The sequence below is a fragment of the Hydrogenophaga sp. T2 genome, from assembly GCF_049843535.1.
Taxonomy (GTDB): Bacteria; Pseudomonadota; Gammaproteobacteria; order Burkholderiales; family Burkholderiaceae_C; genus Hydrogenophaga; species Hydrogenophaga crocea.
Genome location: NZ_JBBHZJ010000002.1, coordinates 588,529 through 608,114 on the forward strand (window position 1 = coordinate 588,529; position 19,586 = coordinate 608,114).

A 19,586-nucleotide genomic window follows, 5' to 3' on the forward strand; every position below is an offset into this window, starting at 1 on the left:
GGCGTCAGTGGCCGTCGAGGCGGCGCAGGATCTCGAGCGTGGCCACGCTCTGGTTCATGGTGTAGAAGTGCAGCCCCGGCACGCCCGCGTTGCGCAGCTGGTCGCAGAGGTCGGTCACGACGTCGAGGCCGAAGGCCTTGATGGACGCGGTGTCGTCGCCGTAGGCCTGCAGGCGCAGCCGGATCCAGCGCGGGATCTCGGCGCCGCAGGCGTCGGAGAAACGCAGCAGCTGCGCCGAACTCGTGATGGGCATGATGCCCGGCACCACCGGCACCTCGGCGCCCAGGCGGTGCGCGTCGTCGACGAAGCGGAAATACGCGTCGCTGTTGTAGAAGTACTGCGTGATCGCCGAGTGCGCACCGGCCTTCACCTTGGTCACGTAGGCCTTGAGGTCGGCCTCGGGCGACTTGGCCTGCGGGTGCACCTCGGGGTAGGCCGCGACCTCGATGTGGAAGTCCTCGCCGGTCTCGGCGCGGATGAAGGCCACGAGATCGCTCGCGTACTGGAACTCGCCGCCCAGGCCGTAGCCGCTGGGCAGGTCGCCGCGCAGCGCCACCAGGCGCTTCACGCCCATGGCCTTGAGCTGCGCGAGCTGCGCGCGCACCGAAGCGCGCGTGGCGCCGATGCACGAGAAGTGCGAGGCCGCATCCACGCCCTCGGCGAGGATGTCGCGCACGGTGCCGAAGGTGCCCTCTTGTGTCGAACCGCCCGCGCCATAGGTGACGGAGCAGAACAGCGGCTGGCGCACGTAGAGCTGCTGGCGCACGGCGCGCAGCTTCTCGGCGCCTTCGGGCGTCTTGGGCGGGAAGAACTCGAAACTGATGGGCAGGTTCATGCCGGTTTCCGAATGAAGACGAAGTACTCGCGGTTGCCATCGCCGCCGGCGATGGCGCTGTCGAAATAGTCGAGCAGCTGCAGGCCCAGGCCTTGCAGCGCGTCGGTGATGCGCGCGCGCACCCGCGCGTGGCTGGCCGCGTCTTTCACCAATCCGCCCTTGCCGATGTCGCCGGGCTGCAGCTCGAACTGCGGCTTGACCAGCACCAGCCCGTGGCCGCCCGCTTTCAGCAGCGGCAGCAGGGCCGGCCACACCAGCGTCTGCGAGATGAACGACAGGTCGCCCACGATCAGGTCGAACGGCGGCTCGGCGCCGGCCGCGCGCAGTGCGTCGGCGTCGAGCCCGCGCGCGTTCGTGTGTTCGAGTGCGATCACGCGCGGGTCGCTGCGCAGGCGCGCATGCAGCTGACCGCTGCCCACGTCCACGCCCACCACCTGCGCGGCACCGCGCTGCAGCAGGCAGTCGGTGAAGCCGCCGGTGCTCTGGCCCACGTCGAGCGCGCGCAAGCCCTGCACCGCGAAGCCCGTGTGCGCGAGCGCGCCTTCGAGCTTCAAGCCGCCGCGCGACACGTAGCGCGCCTCGGCGGCGTCGGACAGTTCCAGCTCGGCCAGCGGGGACAGCAGCTCGCCGTTCTTGGCGACGGGCCTCCAGGCCTGCCCCGCCCCGAGCCGCCAGCGCACGCCCGCGGCGATCAGCCGCTGGGCCTGCGAGCGCGACGCCGCGAGTCCGCGCTCGACCAGCAACTGGTCGGCACGCACGGCCGCGATCAATACCGGTACGTGTCGGGCTTGTAGGGGCCTTGCTTGGGCACGCCGATGTAGGCGGCCTGATCGTCGGTCAGCTCGGTGAGCATGGCGCCGACCTTCTTCAGGTGCAGGCGCGCCACCTTCTCGTCCAGGTGCTTGGGCAGCACGTAGACCTTGCCGATGTCGTAGGCGTCCTTGTGGGCGAACAGCTCGATCTGGGCGATGGTCTGGTTCGCGAAGCTCGAGGACATCACGAAGCTGGGGTGGCCCGTGCCGCAGCCCAGGTTCACCAGGCGGCCCTTGGCGAGCAGGATGATCTTCTTGCCGTCGGGGAAGATCACGTGGTCCACCTGCGGCTTGATCTCTTCCCACTGGCACTTCTCTTCGAGCTGCGCCACCTGGATCTCGTTGTCGAAGTGACCGATGTTGCAGACGATGGCCTGGTCCTTCATGGCGGCCATGTGCGCGTAGGTGATGACGTCGCGGTTGCCGGTGGTGGTCACGAAGATGTCGGCCTTGTCGGCGGCGTACTCCATGGTCACGACCTTGTAGCCTTCCATGGCGGCCTGCAGGGCGTTGATGGGGTCGATCTCGGTCACCCACACCTGGGCCGACAGCGCGCGCAGCGCCTGGGCCGAGCCCTTGCCCACGTCGCCGTAGCCGCAGACCACGGCCACCTTGCCGGCGATCATCACGTCGGTGGCGCGCTTGATGCCGTCGACCAGCGACTCGCGGCAGCCGTAGAGGTTGTCGAACTTGCTCTTGGTGACCGAGTCGTTGACGTTGATGGCGCGGAACATCAGCGTGCCCTTGGCCGACATTTCCTTCAGGCGGTGAACGCCCGTGGTGGTCTCTTCGGTCACGCCGATGATCTCGGCGCTCTTGCGGCTGTACCAGGTGCTGTCCTGCGCGAGCTTGGCCTTGATGGCCGCGAACAGGATGCGCTCTTCTTCGCTGCCGGGGTTGGCCAGCACCGAAGGATCCTTCTCGGCACGCTTGCCCAGGTGCATGAGCAGCGTGGCGTCACCGCCGTCGTCGAGGATCATGTTGGGGCCTTCGCCCGGCGTGCCCTTGGGGCCGAAGTCGAAGATGCGGTGCGTGTAGTCCCAGTAGTCGACCAGGGTCTCGCCCTTGATGGCGAACACCGGCGTGCCGTTGGCCGCGATGGCGGCGGCGGCGTGATCCTGGGTGGAGAAGATGTTGCACGAGGCCCAGCGCACGTCGGCGCCCAGCGCCTGCAGCGTCTCGATGAGCACCGCGGTCTGGATGGTCATGTGCAGCGAACCGGTGATGCGCGCGCCCTTGAGCGGCTGCTTCTCCGCGTATTCCTCGCGGATGGCCATGAGGCCGGGCATCTCGGTTTCGGCGATGCGGATTTCTTTGCGGCCCCAATCGGCCAGGTTGATGTCGGCAATGGCGCTGTCGGCGCTGACGGGGTTCACTCGTGCATTCATGTGGCGCTCCTGTGAGGTGGAACCACGGCACGGCGGGGGCAGATGAAAAAAAGCCCATCGCACGTACTGTGGATGAGCGTCGTTGCAAACAGGGGTCCGAGCCTCACGCCCGCGGCCCGCCGGGGGCGGGTGGGGCGCTGCAACGCTCCTCGGATGGGGCGCGATTCTATCCAAGCCGCCGCCGCACGGGTGCAACCAATCGCACACAGGCGACGGGCGCGAGGGGGTATGGCGCGCTGTGCGACACTGCCGCCCCCATGCAGCCCACCCCCCTGGCCCACTGGCCCCTGGCCGAGCGCGCGCGCATCCACGGCGTGCTCACCGACATCGACGACACGCTGACGGCCGACGGTGCGCTCGCGCCCGAGGCCGAAGCCGCGCTGCAGCGCCTGCGCGCCGCCGGCCTGCCGGTGTTCGCGGTCACGGGCCGCCCCGCGGGCTGGAGCGAGCCCTTCGCCCTGGCCTGGCCGATCGACGCCATCGTGGCCGAGAACGGCGCCGTGGCGCTGTGGAACGACAAGGGCCGGCTGCACAAGACCTATGCGCAGGACGCGGCCACCCGCCGGCAGAACGCCGAGCGGCTGCAGGCCGCGGCCGCGCGCGTGCTCGCCGAGCTGCCGCACGCGCGCCTGGCCACCGACAGCGCGGGCCGCGAGACCGACATCGCGATCGACCACAGCGAACACGCCCACCTGGGTGAAGCCGACATCGCGCGCGTGGTCGCCATCCTGCGCGGCCTGGGGCTCACGGCCACCGTGAGCTCCATCCACATCAACGCCTGGATCGGCTCGCACGACAAGCTCAGCGGCGCGCGCTGGATCGTGCGCGAGCGCCTGGGCCGTGCGCTCGACGACGAGATCGCGCACTGGGTGTACGTGGGCGACTCCACCAACGACGCCGTCATGTTCGCGCGCTTCCCGCACAGCGTGGGCGTGGCCAACGTGGCGCGCTTCTGGCCGCAACTCAGCCACCACCCGCGCCACGTGGCACCGCGCGAACGCGGCGCGGGCTTCGCCGACGTGGTGGACGCCGTGCTCGCCGCGCGGGCCACGCCATGAGCGAGCACCCGCTGCCGGCGCGGGGCCTGCCCGCCGCGCCGCCTGCCCACGCGCGCCTGGGCCTCACCGCCGTCTTTGGAGCCACCTTCTTCGAGCTCGTGGGCTACTTCATGCTCACGCCGATGCTGCTGCTGCGGCTGAAAGACGGCGGCGTGTCCACCGCGCTCGCGGGCGTGTTCGCGGCCAGCGGCTGGCTCGGCATCCTGCTCATGGTGCCCTTTGCCTCGGCCGTCACGCAGCGCCTGGGCCGCCGGCCCACGCTGTGGCTGTCGGCGCTGATCCCCACCGTGGCCACCATCGGCTTCGCGCTGTCGGACGCCCTGCCGCTGTGGTTCGCGCTCAAGATCGCCGCGGGCATGGCCTCGGGCCTGCGCTGGGTGCTGGCCGAAGCCCTGGTGGCCGAGTTCGCGCCGCCCGCGCAGCGCGGCCGCTATGTGGGCCTGTTCGAAACCCTGGTGGGCATCACCTTCGTGCTCGGGCCGCTGGTGCTGGCCTGGGTCGGCCCGCAGAGCGAGGCCGCGGTGTGGGCCGCGTTCGGCTTCATGGCGTTGGGCCTGGCCTGGAGCCTGCTCACGCCGCCCGTGCCGCCCGCGGCCGACGCGCACGAGGCCCGCGTGGGCCTGCGCGGCGTGTGGCACGCGCTCGCTGCGCACCCGCTGATCATGACCGTGGGCTTCGTGGGCGGCTTCTTCGAGAGCGGGCTCACGTCCATCCTGCCGCTCTACGGCCTGGCCCTGGGCCTGGGCGCGGTGGCGGCCGCGCTGCTGGTGTCGGCCAGCGGCCTGGGCAGCGCGCTCATGATGCTGCCCGCGGGCGTGCTGGCCGATCGCATGGCCCACCACCCCAAGGCCCGCTGGGGTGACGCGCGCAGCACGCGCCTCACGCTCATGCGCGTGTGCGCGGCCATCACGCTCGGCGGCACGCTGCTCATTCCTTTCGTGGCCGGCACGCCCTGGCTCGCCGCGCCCGTGGCCTTCGTGTGGGGCGGCGCGGGCGGCTGCCTCTACACGCTCGCCATGATCGACATCGGCTCACGCGAGCAGGGCATCACCCTGGTCAACAGCACCGCGGTGCTGGTGATGAGCTACACCCTGGGCGGCGTGCTCGCACCGGCCCTGGGCGGCGCGGCGCTGCAGTGGTCGCCCACGCTGGGTTTTCCAGCGCTGCTGGTGGGAGTGGCGGCGCTCGGGGTATGGTTGCTGCGGCGCCGGGAACCCTGAGCGGCGGGGCGGCGTCCCACGCCCATTCACACGAGGACACCGCCCATGGCCATTCCCTGGATCGCCGCGCTCAAGATCATTCCCTGGGGTGACGTGATCGAGCACGCCCCCAAGGTGCTCAACGCCGCGCGCAAGCTGCTCGACAAGAACAAGGCCCCGGCCGCGCCGGTGCCCGCGGGCCCGCCGCTCGACCCGGCCGCCGAACCCCCGACCCTGGGCGAGCTGCGCAACCGCCTGATCGAGACACGCCAGCTCATCGACCAGCAGGCCGCCGTTCAACAGCAGATGGCGCAGACGCTGAGCGAACTCGCCGAGCAGAACGCGCGCCTGGTGGAGGCCGTGCAGCTGCTGCGCGTGCGCACGCGGGTGTTGATCGCGGCGGTGGCGGTGTTGGCGGTGGGGGTCACGGTGCTTCTATCACGATAGCAACAAGATTCGATTTCATGCGGGCGCTGGGCCGAAGCCCCGGGGAACCATGCCAACGGGGGCGACGACACAAGGCCTTCCTGGTCCATCCCCCGGAGCACACCCCGTGAACAAGACAACGCTGTCGCCGTCCCCATCCCGCCACGCCCACAAGCCCTCTCCTTCCGCCGCCACGGAAGCCGCCGAAGAAGACCAGTACGAAGCCGGCCCGCTGACCGAGATGGTCAGCAACGCGCTCAGAACGCAGCCCCTTGCGGCCACGGGTTCGCACGATGCGCCAGTGCTCTTCCGGCGCATCCGCGACGGCGTCGCCTTCATGGGGGTGGGGCCCTCGGCCGGATTGCTGCGCATCGACGAGCAGCGCGATAAGGACTGGATCGCGCGCACCTGGGGCCTGGTTCAGGCGCGCAACCTCTACATCGCCTACCCCTTCAAACACCCGGGCAATGAGAAGGTGGCCGCCGCCTGCCAGGCGTTGAAGGCCCTGTGCAACCGCAGCGATGTGCAACGCAGCGGCCTGCCCTGCGACAGGGATCTGCTCCGACTCCTGATGGTGCTCAAGGCCGCCGACGAAGAACTGGCCATCGGTCTGCAGGCCCAGCCGCCCGAGTTCACGCGTCCGCAGTCGGTGATATTCCAGAACCCCTTGCCAATCATCGATGAAATGCCCGTGTCGCCTGTGCGCGTGCCGCCGCTGGCCGTGGCGCACCTGACCCGCACGCCCGCTTCACTGACCGATCGGCACGCTTCGAAGCGCGACAGCGGTGCAGAGCAGCGCTCGACACCCCGGGTCGATGCGCTGTCGCGCCGGTCAAAAACCCAGGATCGGTCGGGGCAAAGGCTGCAACGCGGCAGCGACGGCGGTGCGGATCGCAACGCCCCGGCCCCCCAGTGACACGGGCCACCCGCCTTGCACCGTCGAGCCGATTCCATGGTTCACAAATCTTCCAAATCGCCCCGCACGCTGCTCACGCTCGCCGAGGTCATGGCCCGCGAGGCCGCCGACCCCGAGCAACGCACGGTGGGGCCGATGTACCAGGTGGTGGCGGCCAAGCGCGACCGCATGGTCCGCAAGCACATCGATTTCGAGCGACATCCCAAAGCCCTGTACGTCAGGCCCGATGCGGACGGCCAGGCCGTGCTGAAGGTCAAGGGGCACGTCAAGACGCCTCGCCTCCTCGACCTCTCGGGCGGCGACCCGCCGCTGCAAAGCGCCGCGGGCATGGGCCAGCTGCAGCAGCTCATCGCCGTCTACCGGCGCAAGCACGGTGGCAACGCGCTCGTGGAGCAGGCCTGCGAGGAGCTGCGCCAGCTGTGCCGGTCCGCACGGGACCACAAGAACCAGTTTCCCGTCGACCGCCTCTGCGAAGCGCTCAAGGTGCTGCACGACGCCGACCATCCTGTCAGCCCGCCCACGCTCACGGGCCACATCTCGGCGGCAGACATCGTCGACCTGCCGCCCGAAGCGGTGGGCCCACTGATCGCCGAAGACATCGAGCAGCTGACGCCGCGCGACACCACGGCCGCCGACACCCCCACCACCGTGCCCGCGCCCCCGGTGTGGCCGGTGGCCGTGCCGCGCCTTGCGCTGCTCCATGCCGTGGAATCCGCGGCCACGCCGCTGGAGCGTCAGGCGACGTTCACGGGCCACACGCCCCACAGCCCGAGGCCGCTGAGGCCCCAGCCCGTGCCGCAGTCGCTCAGGGTGTCCACGGTCAGGACCACGCCACGCACGCTACCGGGCTCGGCCGACCGCAACGCCGACCCGCCACCCGAACCGCAGTGAGCGGCGGCCGCCGCTGCGCGCCTCAATGCGGTCCCGCAGGGCCTTGCACCTCGATGCCGGCATCGCACCCCGCCCCGGCCGCGATCCAGCGCCGCGCAAGCCGGCGCAGCAAGGGCGCAGCCCAGGCCCAGCGCGGGCCCAGCACGCCCGCGGCATCGGTGATCGCGCCGCAGCGGTACAGCGCCGCAGCGCCGTCCCAGCGCAGCGCGTCGCAGGCGCCGACGCGCTTGCGCGAGATCACGCGCCCCAGGGGGCAGGGCTCGGCCAGGCAGCACACGCCGCAGCCATTGCAAGGCGCGCCCAGCGCGGGCTTGGCGGGGGCCTCGGGGTGGATGTGGATGGTCTGGTGGGGCATGCGGTGGCGGGGCCGGGCGAGACGCGAATCATCGCGCGCTTCACACCGCCCGCGGCGACGGCGTGCCGGAACCCCGCCCGGCACGCAACCACCCACCCCACCCATCCCCTTCACACGTGCTGTCACACACCGCCGCCCCGCCTTCAACCCCTTGCCGCACGACCATGGAAAGAACCTCTCAACTCAAGTACGCCGCCGTCGCCCACCACAGCACGCCCTCGATCGACAACGTCGCGCCACTCGATGACTACCTGCAGTCGCTGAAGCAGTGGGGACAGCCGGGGCCCACGCGCAAGGTTCTTTACCTCAAGGTCGTGGACGGGGTGGCGCATCTGTCCACCCAGAAGGGCATCACGCCCCGCGCCACGGCCACCACCGAAGCGCGCGCGATGACGGACTTCCTGTACGCACTGGGCTTGAACATCACCACCGATGGCCCGCCGGCACTCCAGGCGGCGGGCCGCGCGCTCTACGATCTGGCCCACAACCCCGACAAGCAAGGCAGGGTCGCGGACACCGAGGCACTGCGCGCCTGCGTGCACCGGTTGCGCGTGGCGATCGATGAAGCGCGCCCCGAGCACCTCGACGATCAGGCGGTGAGCCTGCAGTCGTCCAGCCGCGAGGCTTCACCCCAAGCGGTCTTCCCTTCCGCCCCCAGCCACGAGGCCCTGATCGGCGCTCCCGCCACCGACATCCCCTTGCCGCGCCCCCACTCCCTGCTCAACCTCAACCTGTCCGCGGTGCGCATGCATCAAGCCGGTTACCGGCCGCTCGACGCGGCGCGCCCCAGCACCGACCGCTCGGACCTCGCATCGCGCTTCTTCAAAACGACGAGGCGCCCCAGCGAAGAAAAGAAGCACCTCATCAACAGCAACGAGGACTGACCTCAGCGACGCGCCTCGGCCGCGATGTGCGCCGCGTCCACGCCGAAGTAGCCACGCAACGCGGCCCGCGTGTCGCTGCGACCGAAGCCGTCGGTGCCCATGCAGCGGTAGCGGCGGTCCGGCGGCAGCCAGGCGCGCAAGGCTTCGGGCACGGCGCGCACGTAGTCGCTCGCGGCGATCACCGGGCCCGCGGTGTCGGCCAGCAAGGTGTGCAGCCAGGGTGTGCGGCCCTCGGCTTCGGCGGCCTGCGCATCGCGCGCCAGCTCGCTCCAGCTCGTGACGCTGCACAGGTGCACGCGCCGGCCTTCGGCGGCCAGCACCTCGGCCGCGCGCTGCACCTCGGTGAAGATCGCGCCCGATCCCATGAGCGTGACCGGCTCGCCACCCTCGGGGCCGAGGCTCGCAAAGCGGTAAGCGCCTTTGAGCACGCCCGTGTGCGCGGCGATCGGCAGGTCGGGCTGGGCGTAGTTCTCGTTCATGAGCGTCACGTAGTAGAAGACGTCGCGCTGGTCCACCAGCATCTCGCGCATGCCGGCGTCGACGATCAGGGCCATCTCGCCCGCGAACGCGGGGTCGTAGGCCTTGCAGTTGGGAATGGTCGCGGCCACCAGGTGGCTGCTGCCGTCCTGGTGTTGCAGGCCTTCGCCACCGAGCGTGGTGCGGCCCGAGGTGGCGCCGATGAGAAAGCCCCGCGCGCGCTGGTCGGCCGCGGCCCAGATGGCATCGCCCACGCGCTGGAAGCCGAACATCGAGTAGTAGATGTAGAAGGGCAGCATGGCCAGGCCGTGCACGCTGTAGCTCGTGGCCGCGGCGGTCCAGCTCGCGAGCGCGCCCGCTTCGCTGATGCCCTCTTCGAGGATCTGGCCGTCGAACGCCTCACGGTAGCTCAGCACCGAGCCGATGTCTTCGGGCGCGTAACGCTGGCCCACGCTGCTGTAGATGCCCACCTGCTTGAACAGGTTGGCCATGCCGAAGGTGCGCGCCTCGTCGGCCACGATGGGCACGATGCGCGGGCCGAGCGTGGCGTCCTTGAGCAGGTTGCCGAGCAGGCGCACGAAGGCCATGGTGGTGCTCATGGCCTTGCCGTCGGCCTGCAGCGCGAAGCCGGCATAGCCGTCGAGCGCGGGCACGGGCAGCACCGCGCAGGCCGATTCGCGGCGCGGCAGCGAACCGCCGAGCGCGGCGCGGCGTTCGCGCAGGTAGCGCATCTCGGCGCTGTCCTCGGCCGGCTTGAGGAAGGTCAGGCCCGTGGCCTGCTCGTCGCTCAGCGGCAGCTGGAAGCGGTCGCGGAAGGCGATCAGTTCGTCGGCGTCGAGCTTCTTCTGGCTGTGCGTGGTCATGCGGCCCTGGCCCGCGGCGCCCATGCCGTAGCCCTTCTTGGTGTGCGCGAGGATCACGGTGGGCTGGCCGCGGTGCGCCACGGCCGCGGCATAGGCCGCGTGGATCTTCACCAGGTCGTGGCCGCCGCGCTTGAGGCGGTCGATCTGCTCGTCGGTGAGGCCTTGCACCAGCGCGGCGAGCGCGGGGTTCTGGCCGAAGAAGTTCTCGCGGTTGTAGCGGCCGTCCTTGGCCGCGAAGGTCTGCATCTGGCCATCCACGGTGTCGCCGAGCGCGCGCACCAGCGCGCCGCTGTGGTCGCGCGCGAACAGGCCGTCCCAGTCGCTGCCCCACAGCAGCTTGATCACGTTCCAGCCCGCGCCCGCGAACAGGCGCTCGAGCTCGTCGATGATGCGGTGGTTGCCGCGCACCGGCCCGTCGAGCCGCTGCAGGTTGCAGTTGACCACCCACACCAGGTTGTCGAGCTTCTCGCGCGCGGCCAGCGTGAGCGCGCTCATGCTCTCGGGCTCGTCCATCTCGCCGTCGCCGAACACGCCCCACACGGTGCGGCCGCCGCAGTCGAGCAGGCCGCGGTGCGTGAGGTAGCGCATGAAGCGCGCGTGGTAGATCGAGCTGATCGGCCCGATGCCCATGGAGCCCGTGGGGAACTGCCAGAAGTCGGGCATGAGCCAGGGGTGCGGGTAGCTCGAGAGGCCACGCGCGCCCTGCGCGGGCGCCACGATCTCCTGGCGGTAGTGCAGCAGGTCCCGCTCGCTGAGCCGGCCTTCGAGGAAGGCCCGGGCGTACACGCCGGGTGCGCTGTGCGGCTGGAAGAACACGAGATCGCCGCCGTGCGCATCGGTGCGGCCGTGGAAGAAATGGTTGAAGCCGGTCTCGAACAGGTCGGCCGCGCTCGCGTAGCTCGCGATGTGGCCACCCAGTTCACCGTAGGCCTGGTTGGCGCGCACCACCATGGCCAGCGCGTTCCAGCGCATCAGCGAGGCCAGCCGCTCCTCGATCGCGAGATCGCCCGGGAACACCGGCTGCTGCTCGGCGGCGATGGTGTTCACATAGGGCGTGTTGAGGCGGGGCCGCCAGCCCACGCGCCCGGCCCCCGCGGTGGCCACCAGCGCGTCCAGCAGCTGGCGGGCGCGCGTGGGGCCGTGGGCCTGCAGCAGGGCCCGGAACGCGTCTTGCCACTCGGCGGTTTCCTGGGGATCGGGGTCGGGCGAAAGGTGTTCGGACGGGCTCATGGCCGCGCACTGTAGGCGCGGGCGCGCGGCATGTGCTGCCGTACAGGCCGCTAGCGGTCGAATCTGCAGCACATAATGCCGAGAAAGTCATTGTCAGCAGCACAAATGAACCTCGACGCGCTCGACCGCCGGATCCTCCACGAATTGCAGCAAGACGGTTCCTTGTCCAACGTGGCGTTGGCGCAGCGCGTGGGCCTGTCGCCTTCGCCCTGCCTGGCGCGCGTGAAGGCGCTGGAGAAGGCCGGCGTGATCCGGCAGTACGTGGCGCTGGCCGACGCGGCGCGGCTGGGCCTGGGGCTCAACGTGTTCATCAACATCAGCCTCAAGACCCAGAGCAAGGAAGCGCTGGCGCGCTTCGAGCGGCACATTGCCGACTTCGACGAGGTGATGGAGTGCTACCTGATGACGGGCGACTCCGACTACCTGATCCGCGTGGTCGTGCCCGACATGGGCACGCTCGAACGTTTCATTCTCGAGCGGCTCGCGCCGCTGCCGGAACTCGAGAAGATCCGATCGAGCTTCGCGCTCAAGCAGGTGCGCTACAAGACGGCGCTGCCGCTGGCGCGGGGGTGAGGCGCCAGCCGCGGGGGCTCACCCCCGCGCCAGCACCGGCGCCAGCACCTTGCCCGTGTGCGTGCCCGCGGCCACCACGCCTTCGGGGGTGGTGGCCGCCACGATGCGGCCGCCGCCCGCGCCGCCTTCGGGGCCGAGGTCGATGATCCAGTCGGCTTCGGCCATCACGTCGAGGTCGTGTTCGATCACCACCACGCTGTGGCCGCCGTCGACCAGGCGGTGCAGCACGCGGATGAGTTTTTCCACGTCGGCCATGTGCAGGCCCACGGTGGGTTCGTCGAGCACGTAGAGCGTGTGCGGCGCTTTCTGGCCGCGCCGGCCCACCTCGTCGCGCACCTTGCTCAACTCGGTCACGAGCTTGATGCGCTGGGCCTCGCCGCCCGACAGCGTGGGGCTGGGCTGGCCCAGCGTGAGGTAGCCCAGGCCCACGTCCTTGAGCAGCTGCAGCGGGTGGCTGATGGCGGGCATGGACGCGAAGAAGTCCACCGCCTCGTCGACCTCCATCTGCAGCACCTCGCCGATGTTCTTGCCCTTCCAGGTCACGGCCAGCGTTTCGGGGTTGAAGCGCGCGCCGTGGCAGGTTTCGCAAGGCACCTTCACGTCGGGCAGGAAGCTCATCTCGATGGTGCGCATGCCCTGCCCTTCGCAGCTGGGGCAGCGGCCTTCGCCGGTGTTGAAGCTGAAGCGGCCCGGGCCCCAGCCGCGCGCCTTGGCCTCGAGCGTGTCGGCGAACAGCTTGCGCACCGTGTCCCAGAAGCCGATGTAGGTGGCCGGGCACGAGCGCGGCGTCTTGCCGATGGGCGTCTGGTCGACCTCGAGCACGCGGTCCACGGGTTCGCTGCCGAGCAGCTTGTCGCAGCCGTTCCAGGCCGGGCGGTCGCCCTTGTCCCAGGCCTTCTTGCCCGCGGCGGTGCTGCGCATGCCCACCGCCGCGGCGACGTTGGTGAGCAGCACGTCGCGCGCGAGCGTGCTCTTGCCCGAGCCCGACACGCCGGTGATGACCACGAGCCGCTGGAGTGGCACGCGCGCGTCGAGCTGGTGCAGGTTGTGCAGCGTGGCGCCGCGCAGCTCCAGCGTCTGGTCGTCGCCGAGCGGCACCGGGCGGCGCGGCTGCAGCGGGTGCTTCATGGCGTGCAGCAGGTAGCGGCCGGTGAGCGAGTCGGGGCTGGCCGAGAGCTCGGCCACCGTGCCCTGCGCCACCACGCGGCCGCCGCGCTTGCCCGCGCTCGGGCCGATGTCGATCACGTGGTCGGCGCGGCGGATGGTGTCTTCGTCGTGCTCCACCACCACCAGGGTGTTGCCCTGTTCGCCGAGCTGGTGCAGCGCGTCGAGCAGGATCTGGTTGTCGCGCGGGTGCAGGCCGATGGTGGGCTCGTCGAGCACGTAGCACACGCCCTGCAGGTGGCTGCCGAGCTGCGCCGCAAGGCGGATGCGCTGCGCCTCCCCGCCGCTGAGCGTGGGCGCGCCGCGGTCGAGCGTGAGGTAGTTCAGGCCCACCTGTTCGAGAAACGCCAGGCGGCTTTCGATCTCGGGCAGCAGGTCGCGCGCGATGTCGGCCTCGCGTTCGGTCAACACAGGCGATTCGTCGCGTGGCCGTTTCGCCGCCGGGCCGCCCCAAGGCGAAACAGCCCCCTCGGGGGGCAGCGACCCGCGCAGCGGCGGAGCGTGGGGGCCCATCAAGCCTTTCACCCACTGGCGCACCTCGCTCACCGAGAGGCGCGCGATGTCGGTGATGGCCACGCCCGCGAAGCGCACGGCGCGCGCCTGGGCATTGAGGCGCGTGCCTTCGCAGCCCGGGCAGACCTCGTCGCCCACGCCTTCCACCTCGGGTTCGGCGAAGCTTTGCTCGCGGCCCTTCTGGTCGTCGTCGCGCACCGAGTCGTCGAGCGCCTTGCGCTGCTCGCGCGAGAGCTTCACGCCCGTGCCCACGCAGTCGGGGCACCAGCCGTGCTTGCTGTTGTACGAGAACAGGCGCGGATCGAGCTCGGGGTAGCTGGTGCTGCACACCGGGCAGGCGCGCGCGGTGCTGAACACCTCCACCTGGCCGATGGCCTTGGTGGACCGGCCCTCGGCGATGGCCTCCTTGAGGCCGTCGAGCGGGTGCAGCAGGTGCAGCACGCCCTTGCCGTGTTCGAGCGTGCGCGCCAGCTGCGCGCGCAGGTTCGCCTCGTCGCCGGGATCGACGACGAAGTCGGCCACCGGCAGTTCGATGGTGTGTTCCTTGAAGCGGTCGATGCGCGGGAAACCCGTGGTGGGCAGGAACTCGCCGTCCACGCGCAGGTGGGTGTGGCCGCGCGGGCGCGCCCAGTCGGCGAGCTCGGTGTACACGCCCTTGCGGTTGACCACCAGCGGCGCGAGCAGGCCCACGTGCCGGCCCGCGTGCTTGCGCAGCAGCGCGGCGGCGATGCTGTCGGCGCTCTGCGGCTTCACGGCCGCGCCGTCGTGCACGCAGTGCTGCGTGCCCAGCTTCACGTAGAGCAGGCGCAGGAAGTGCCAGACCTCGGTGGTGGTGCCCACCGTGCTCTTGCGGCCGCCGCGCGAGAGGCGCTGCTCGATCGCCACCGTGGGCGGGATGCCGTAGACCGCGTCCACCTCGGGCCGGCCCGCGGGCTGCACGATGCTGCGCGCGTAGGCGTTGAGGCTTTCGAGGTAGCGGCGCTGGCCTTCGTTGAACAGGATGTCGAAAGCCAGCGTGCTCTTGCCCGAGCCGCTCACGCCCGAGATCACGTTGAACTTGCCGCGCGGGATGTCCACGCTGAGCTGCTTGAGGTTGTGTTCCTTGGCGTTGACGATGCGGATCGCGTCGCCGTGCGGCGCGGCGCGGCGCGCGCGCGCCGCGGCGTAGGGCCGCGCGGGCGCGTCGTTCACCGCCACCACGCGGTCCATGGCCTCGGCGTATTCGCGCAGGGCCCGCGCGGTGTGGCTCGTGGGGTGCTCGCGCACCTGCTCGGGCGGGCCTTCGGCCACCACCGTGCCGCCGCCCGATCCGCCCTCGGGGCCGAGGTCGATCAGCCAGTCGGCGGCGCGGATCACGTCGAGGTTGTGCTCGATCACCACCAGCGAATGGCCGGCGTCGATGAGCTTGCGCAGCGAGCGCATGAGCTTGGCGATGTCGTCGAAGTGCAGGCCGGTGGTGGGCTCGTCGAACAGGAACAGCGTGCCCTTGCGCGACACGGGCTGGCGGCTCGAGCTGCCGGCCTTGGCCGCTTCGGCCAGGAAGCCCGCGAGCTTGAGGCGCTGGGCCTCGCCACCCGACAGCGTGGGCACGGGCTGGCCGAGCTTCACGTATTCCAGGCCCACGTCCACGATGGGCTGCAGCGCGCGGATGGCCTCGCGGTCGGCGCGGAACAGCTCGGCCGCCTCGCTCACCGTGAGGCCGAGCACGTCGGCCACGCTGAGCAGGCGGCCGCCGCGCTCGATCTTCACCTCGAGGATCTCGGGCCGGTAGCGCTGGCCGTCGCAATCGGGGCAGCGCAGGTAGACGTCGGAGAGGAACTGCATCTCCACGTGCTCGAAGCCCGAGCCGCCGCAGGTGGGGCAGCGGCCGTCGCCGCTGTTGAAGCTGAACTTGGCCGGCGTGTAGCCGCGCTGGCGCGACAGCGGCAGGTCGGCGAACAGCGAGCGGATCGCGTCCCACGCGCCCACGTAGCTCACCGGGTTGGAGCGCGCGGTCTTGCCGATGGGCGACTGGTCGACGAAAACCACGTCGGCGAGCTGTTCGGCGCCGAGCAGGCGCTCGTGCGCGCCGGGCGATTCGGTGCTCTGGCCGAAGTGGCGCATGAGCGCGGGCGCGAGCACGTCCTGGATGAGCGTGGACTTGCCCGAGCCCGACACGCCGGTGACCACCACCAGGCGCTGCAGCGGGAATTCCACCGACACGTTCTGCAGGTTGTGCTCGCGCGCGCCTTCGAGGATCAGGCGCGGCGTGCTGTCGGTGACGGCGCGCTTGAAGCCCATGCCGATGGTCTTGCGCGCGCCCAGGTAGGCGCCGGTGAGCGTGTCGGCCGCGCGGATCTGCTCGGGCGTGCCGTCGAACACGATCTGGCCGCCGCGCTCGCCCGGGCCCGGGCCCATGTCGATCAGGCGGTCGGCCGCAAGCATCACCGCCGGGTCGTGCTCGACCACCACCAGGGTGTTGCCGGCGTCGCGCAGGCGCTTCATGGCGTCGACGATGCGCGCCATGTCGCGCGGGTGCAGGCCGATGCTGGGCTCGTCGAGCACGAAGAGCGTGTTCACCAGCGAGGTGCCGAGCGCGGTGGTGAGGTTGATGCGCTGCACCTCGCCGCCGCTGAGCGTGCGGCTCTGGCGGTCGAGGGTGAGGTAGCCGATGCCCACCTCGCAGAGGTAGCGGATGCGGGTGTTGATCTCGTCGAGCAGCAGCTTGAGCGCCTGCTGCTCGCCCGCGCTGCCGGCCTGCGCGGGCGCGATGGACTCGAAGAAGCGCCGCAGGCTGGTGAGCGGCATGAGCATCAGGTCGTGCAGGCACAGGCCGGGCAGCGCCTCGAGCTGTGCGCGCGACCAGGCCACGCCCGCGGGCAGGTAGCGCCGCTCGGGCGGCAGCACCGCGTCGGCCTGGGCTTTCGTGCCCACGCGCCAGAGCAGGCTGTCGGTCTTGAGGCGCGCACCGTGGCACACCGGGCATTCGGTGTAGCTGCGGTACTTGGACAAGAGCACGCGGATGTGCATCTTGTAGGCCTTGCTCTCAAGGTACTCGAAGAAGCGGCCCACGCCGTACCAGTGCTGGTTCCACTTGCCGTTCCACTGCGGCGAGCCGTTCTTCACCCAGTCCTGCTGCTCGGGCGTGAGCTTGGCCCAGGGCGTGTCGCGCGGAATGCCCGCGGCCTCGGCGTGGCGCATCAGGTCGTCCTGGCACTCCTTCCACGCGGGCGTCTGGAAGACCTTGATCGCGCCGTTGCGCAGCGTGAGCTTGTCGTTGGGGATCACCAGGCCGTAGTCCACGCCGATGACACGCCCGAAGCCGCGGCAGCTCTCGCAGGCGCCCACGGCGGAGTTGAACGAGAACATCGAGGGCGAGGGATCGGCGTAGCGGATGTCGCTTTCGGGGCAATGCAGCCCCGTCGAAAACTTCCAGATCTCGGGCTCACCCTCGTCTTTCAGCGCATACACCGTGAGCTTGCCCGCGCCGCGCTTGAGGCCGACCTCGATCGCCTCCATCACGCGCGCGGGTTCGGCACTGGAAAGGCGGAAGCGGTCGGCCACCACGTCGAGCAGCTTCACGGCCTCGATGGGCGGCTTGGCCTTCTTGCCCTTGGCCGGCGCTTCGTCCTTCACCGCGCGCTGCACCGTGCGCTCGGCCTGCACGCGGGTGTAGCCGCTGGCCGAGAGCCACTGCTCGACCTCTTCGGCCGTGGTGTTGGCCGGCAGCTCGACCGGAAAGGTGAGCACCAGCCGCGGATCGCCTTGCGCGGCGGCGCGGCGCTGCAGCTCGGCCGCGATGCTGTCGGGCGAGTCGTGGCGCACGGGCAGCGCGGTCTCGCGGTCGAACAGCTCGGCGCCGCGCGCGAACAGCAGCTTGAGGTGGTCGTTGAGCTCGGTCATGGTGCCCACCGTGGACCGCGAGGACCGCACCGGGTTGGTCTGGTCGATCGCGATCGCCGGGGGCACGCCTTCCACGCGGTCCACCGCGGGCTTGTCCATGCGGTCGAGGAACTGGCGCGCGTAGGCGCTGAAGGTTTCCACGTAGCGCCGCTGGCCTTCGGCGAACAGGGTGTCGAACACCAGACTCGATTTGCCCGAGCCGCTCGGGCCCGTGACCACGGTGAGCTCGCCGGTGCGCACGTCCAGGTCCAGGTCCTTGAGGTTGTGCTGGCGCGCGCCGCGGATGCGGATCACGCCCTGCTCGGCCTCGCCCCCGGACGGCTCGGGATCGGCGGGAAGGTCGGCTGGGCGCAGGTCGTCGGACATGGAGAGGCTCCGGAAGGCGAAGCGGAAGATTCTAGAAAGGCCGGCGCCGGGCCGGGCGCCCGCGACCGATGCCCCTGTGGCCGCCTCAGGCTAGGCCTGCGCCGCTCACGGCGCTTTGGACACCCTACGTCCCGTGCGGCGCGCTTCCGCCTTAATCCTGTGTTCAGAATCGCGGGATTCATCACGGAGACATGCATGACGAAGACCTGGTTCATCGGCCTGGCCGTCGCCCTGGCCTGCGCCCAGACCCACGCCCAGTTGCGCATCGGCCAGCCCTCGGGCTTCAGCGGTTCGGTGGCCGCGGGCGTGAAGGAGAACACCGACGGCGCCAAGCTGTACTTCGATGCGGTGAACGCGCGTGGCGGCGTGAACGGTCAGCCGATCGAGCTGATCTCGGTCGACGACCAGTTCGACCCCAAGCGCACGGTGGAGCTGGGCCGCGAGCTGATCACGAAACGCGGCGTGCTCGCGCTGTTCCTCAACCGCGGCACGCCGCATGCGCAGGCGCTCATGCCGCTGCTGGCCGAGCACAAGGTGCCGCTGGTGGCGCCCAGCACCGGCGCCATGGTGCTGCACGAGCCCGTGAACCCCTGGATCTTCAACGTGCGCGCCACCTACCAGCGCGAGGCCGCACGCGCCATCGAGCACCTGGCCAGCATCGGCCAGAACCGCATCGCCATCCTCGAAACCGACGACAGCTTCGGCGCCGATGGCGCGGCCGGCGCCATGCAGGGCTTCGCCAAGGTCAAGCTCGAACCCGTGCTGCGCCAGAAGACCCCGCGCGAGAAGCCCGACTTCAGCGCCGTGGCCGCCGAGATCGCCAAGCTGCAGGCGCAGGCCGTGATGGTGATCGCGTCGGCCGGCAACACCGCGAACGCGGTGCACGCGCTGCGCGCCGCGGGCTCGCGCGCGCAGGTGGTCACGCTGTCCAACAACGCGTCCGAGGGCTTCATCAAGCTGCTCGGCGAGCACGCGCGCGGCGTGATCGTGACGCAGGTCTTCCCCAACGAGCGCTCGGTGAGCTTCCCGCTGATCAAGGAAGCGCAGGACCTCGCCAAGGCCAAGGGTCTGGACGGCGTGTCGCCCGCGATGATGGAAGGCTTCGCGGCCGCCAAGGTGCTCACCGAGGGCCTGCGCCGCGCCGGCCCCAACCCCACGCCGCAAAAGCTGCGCGACGCGCTCGAAGGCCTGTCGCGCTACGACCTGGGCGGCCTGACCGTGAGCTACAGCGCCACCAACCACACCGGGCTGGACTTCGCCGACCTCTCGATCGTGGACGCCAACGGACGCTTCCGCCGCTGACTCATTCCTTCACGATCAGCACCGGCTGCTTGGCGTGCGTGAGCACTTTCTGCGCCACGCTGCCGAGGATCAACGCCTTCACGCCCTGGCGGCCGTGCGAGCCCATCACCACCAGGTCGCAGCCCTCGGCCTGGGCGGTTTCGAGAATGCCCTCCCAGACCATGTTGCGTTCGATGGTGTCGCCCGCGAACGGCACGCCGCGCGCGCGGCAGGCTTCGGACACGACCGCCAGCGCGGTGCCGGCCACGCGCTTGGCGTCGTTGAGGTAGCTCTGCAGACCCACGGCCGACGCATCGCCGATGCCGATGTAGGGGAAGGGGTCGATCACATAGACCCCGACCACCTGGCCGCCCGAGCCCTGGGCGATCTCCGCAGCCATGGCCGCGGCCTTGATGCCGACCGCCGAGCCGTCGGTGGGAACGAGGATCTTCTTGAACATGCGGGCCTCCTGG

Annotated in this window: 15 protein-coding genes and 1 riboswitch; of the genes, 8 read left to right on the forward strand and 7 right to left on the reverse strand. The window is 70.5% G+C overall.

All coding sequences use genetic code 11. The annotated features are described in order from the left end of the window. Nucleotides 1–4 precede the first annotated feature (4 nt). The 3 genes from metF to ahcY are packed head-to-tail and all read right to left on the reverse strand — an operon-like array spanning nt 5 to nt 3,035. Nucleotides 5–835, reverse strand: a complete 831-nt coding sequence (gene metF / locus WDZ95_RS06465; protein WP_425777084.1) for a methylenetetrahydrofolate reductase [NAD(P)H] — start codon at nt 833–835, stop codon at nt 5–7. Then, complete coding sequence (locus WDZ95_RS06470; RefSeq protein ID WP_425777086.1) at nt 832–1,593, reverse strand: TlyA family RNA methyltransferase; 762 nt, start codon at nt 1,591–1,593, stop codon at nt 832–834. The genes metF and WDZ95_RS06470 overlap by 4 nt, the downstream gene beginning before the upstream one ends. A gap of 8 nt (nt 1,594–1,601) precedes the next feature. Further along, nucleotides 1,602–3,035, reverse strand: a complete 1,434-nt coding sequence (gene ahcY, locus WDZ95_RS06475; protein ID WP_425777088.1) for an adenosylhomocysteinase — start codon at nt 3,033–3,035, stop codon at nt 1,602–1,604. Between the two features lie 67 nt (nt 3,036–3,102). Further along, a riboswitch (S-adenosyl-L-homocysteine riboswitch) is annotated at nt 3,103–3,192 on the reverse strand. A gap of 100 nt (nt 3,193–3,292) precedes the next feature. Between ahcY and WDZ95_RS06480 the strand changes: the two genes are divergently transcribed. The 5 genes from WDZ95_RS06480 (at nt 3,293) to WDZ95_RS06500 (ending at nt 7,525) form a co-directional block, all read left to right on the forward strand. After that, nucleotides 3,293–4,093, forward strand: coding sequence for an HAD-IIB family hydrolase (locus WDZ95_RS06480; protein WP_425777090.1), 801 nt, complete (start codon nt 3,293–3,295; stop codon nt 4,091–4,093). Next, a complete protein-coding gene (locus WDZ95_RS06485; protein ID WP_425777092.1) occupies nt 4,090–5,313 on the forward strand; it encodes an MFS transporter in 1,224 nt (407 codons plus the stop codon). The genes WDZ95_RS06480 and WDZ95_RS06485 overlap by 4 nt, the downstream gene beginning before the upstream one ends. Nucleotides 5,314–5,358: 45 nt before the next feature. Next, complete coding sequence (locus WDZ95_RS06490; RefSeq protein WP_425777094.1) at nt 5,359–5,739, forward strand: hypothetical protein; 381 nt, start codon at nt 5,359–5,361, stop codon at nt 5,737–5,739. A gap of 106 nt (nt 5,740–5,845) precedes the next feature. Further along, nucleotides 5,846–6,634 carry a hypothetical protein gene (locus WDZ95_RS06495; RefSeq protein ID WP_425777096.1) on the forward strand — a complete coding sequence of 263 codons (789 nt, stop codon included), beginning with the start codon at nt 5,846–5,848 and terminating at the stop codon, nt 6,632–6,634. Between the two features lie 36 nt (nt 6,635–6,670). Beyond that, a complete protein-coding gene (locus WDZ95_RS06500; RefSeq protein WP_425777098.1) occupies nt 6,671–7,525 on the forward strand; it encodes a hypothetical protein in 855 nt (284 codons plus the stop codon). A 22-nt stretch (nt 7,526–7,547) separates the two neighbouring features. Here the strand turns inward: WDZ95_RS06500 and WDZ95_RS06505 are convergent, their stop codons facing one another. After that, nucleotides 7,548–7,880: a hypothetical protein gene (locus WDZ95_RS06505; RefSeq protein ID WP_425777100.1), complete on the reverse strand. Its 333-nt coding sequence runs from the start codon at nt 7,878–7,880 to the stop codon at nt 7,548–7,550. 116 nt (nt 7,881–7,996) lie between these two features. Between WDZ95_RS06505 and WDZ95_RS06510 the strand changes: the two genes are divergently transcribed. Further along, nucleotides 7,997–8,764 carry a hypothetical protein gene (locus tag WDZ95_RS06510; RefSeq protein WP_425777102.1) on the forward strand — a complete coding sequence of 256 codons (768 nt, stop codon included), beginning with the start codon at nt 7,997–7,999 and terminating at the stop codon, nt 8,762–8,764. A gap of 2 nt (nt 8,765–8,766) precedes the next feature. Here the strand turns inward: WDZ95_RS06510 and mdeB are convergent, their stop codons facing one another. Next, nucleotides 8,767–11,334 (reverse strand): alpha-ketoglutarate dehydrogenase, encoded by a 2,568-nt coding sequence (gene mdeB / locus WDZ95_RS06515; protein ID WP_425777104.1) that lies wholly within the window; start codon nt 11,332–11,334, stop codon nt 8,767–8,769. A gap of 105 nt (nt 11,335–11,439) precedes the next feature. Between mdeB and WDZ95_RS06520 the strand changes: the two genes are divergently transcribed. Beyond that, nucleotides 11,440–11,907 (forward strand): Lrp/AsnC family transcriptional regulator, encoded by a 468-nt coding sequence (locus tag WDZ95_RS06520; RefSeq protein WP_166229832.1) that lies wholly within the window; start codon nt 11,440–11,442, stop codon nt 11,905–11,907. Nucleotides 11,908–11,925: 18 nt separating this feature from the next. On the opposite strand, the gene uvrA is transcribed toward WDZ95_RS06520, so the two are convergent. Next, a complete protein-coding gene (gene uvrA, locus WDZ95_RS06525; RefSeq protein ID WP_425777106.1) occupies nt 11,926–17,832 on the reverse strand; it encodes an excinuclease ABC subunit UvrA in 5,907 nt (1,968 codons plus the stop codon). A 195-nt stretch (nt 17,833–18,027) separates the two neighbouring features. On the opposite strand from uvrA, the gene WDZ95_RS06530 reads away from it, so the two are divergent. Further along, complete coding sequence (locus WDZ95_RS06530; RefSeq protein WP_425777108.1) at nt 18,028–19,134, forward strand: ABC transporter substrate-binding protein; 1,107 nt, start codon at nt 18,028–18,030, stop codon at nt 19,132–19,134. Nucleotide 19,135: 1 nt separating this feature from the next. Here WDZ95_RS06530 and WDZ95_RS06535 read toward each other — a convergent pair whose 3' ends face one another. Continuing rightward, the gene (locus WDZ95_RS06535) at nt 19,136–19,573 is read right to left on the reverse strand and encodes a universal stress protein (RefSeq protein WP_425777110.1); all 438 of its coding nucleotides are present in this window, start codon (nt 19,571–19,573) and stop codon (nt 19,136–19,138) included. Between the last annotated feature and the right edge of the window lie 13 nt (nt 19,574–19,586).

Bases quoted from the DNA above. Each gene is read 5' to 3' on its own strand.
- WDZ95_RS06535 (WP_425777110.1), bottom strand. From the start codon at position 19,573: ATGTTCAAGAAGATCCTCGTTCCCACCGACGGCTCGGCGGTCGGCATC.
- WDZ95_RS06480 (WP_425777090.1), top strand. From the start codon at position 3,293: ATGCAGCCCACCCCCCTGGCCCACTGGCCCCTGGCCGAGCGCGCGCGC.
- uvrA (WP_425777106.1), bottom strand. From the start codon at position 17,832: ATGTCCGACGACCTGCGCCCAGCCGACCTTCCCGCCGATCCCGAGCCG.
- metF (WP_425777084.1), bottom strand. From the start codon at position 835: ATGAACCTGCCCATCAGTTTCGAGTTCTTCCCGCCCAAGACGCCCGAA.
- WDZ95_RS06530 (WP_425777108.1), top strand. From the start codon at position 18,028: ATGACGAAGACCTGGTTCATCGGCCTGGCCGTCGCCCTGGCCTGCGCC.
- WDZ95_RS06500 (WP_425777098.1), top strand. From the start codon at position 6,671: ATGGTTCACAAATCTTCCAAATCGCCCCGCACGCTGCTCACGCTCGCC.
- ahcY (WP_425777088.1), bottom strand. From the start codon at position 3,035: ATGAATGCACGAGTGAACCCCGTCAGCGCCGACAGCGCCATTGCCGAC.
- WDZ95_RS06485 (WP_425777092.1), top strand. From the start codon at position 4,090: ATGAGCGAGCACCCGCTGCCGGCGCGGGGCCTGCCCGCCGCGCCGCCT.
- mdeB (WP_425777104.1), bottom strand. From the start codon at position 11,334: ATGAGCCCGTCCGAACACCTTTCGCCCGACCCCGATCCCCAGGAAACC.
- WDZ95_RS06490 (WP_425777094.1), top strand. From the start codon at position 5,359: ATGGCCATTCCCTGGATCGCCGCGCTCAAGATCATTCCCTGGGGTGAC.
- WDZ95_RS06505 (WP_425777100.1), bottom strand. From the start codon at position 7,880: ATGCCCCACCAGACCATCCACATCCACCCCGAGGCCCCCGCCAAGCCC.
- WDZ95_RS06520 (WP_166229832.1), top strand. From the start codon at position 11,440: ATGAACCTCGACGCGCTCGACCGCCGGATCCTCCACGAATTGCAGCAA.